General features: G+C 65.9%; 1 protein-coding gene. It reads right to left on the minus strand.

What is annotated here, in order from left to right; genetic code table 11:
• Positions 1–276, minus strand: a 276-nt coding sequence (locus tag EN845_RS35095; RefSeq protein ID WP_189587465.1) for a DEAD/DEAH box helicase, incomplete at its 3' end; no start/stop codon positions are given.
• Positions 277–279 lie beyond the last annotated feature (3 nt).

The following is a 279-nucleotide window of genomic DNA, read 5'->3' on the forward strand; positions in this document are numbered from 1 at the left end:
CGTCGGCGCCAGGATCAGGGCGCGCGCAGTCTTCGGCCTGCGCTTGGTGCCGAGCCCGATGATCTTCGACAGGATCGGCAGCGCGAAGGCGGCCGTCTTGCCCGAGCCGGTCTGCGCGATGCCGAAAATGTCGCGGCCTTCGAGCTGCGGAGGGATCGCGTGCGCCTGGATCGGCTTCGGATCGGTGAAGCCCGCGGCATTGGCGGCCTTGAGCAGCGCGCCGGTTATTCCAAGGGCTGCGAAACCGTTCGGCTCCGCTTGGTTTTCATTGGTCAAAAT

It is taken from the genome of Mesorhizobium sp. M8A.F.Ca.ET.202.01.1.1, from assembly GCF_004791595.1.
Taxonomy (GTDB): domain Bacteria; phylum Pseudomonadota; class Alphaproteobacteria; order Rhizobiales; family Rhizobiaceae; genus Mesorhizobium.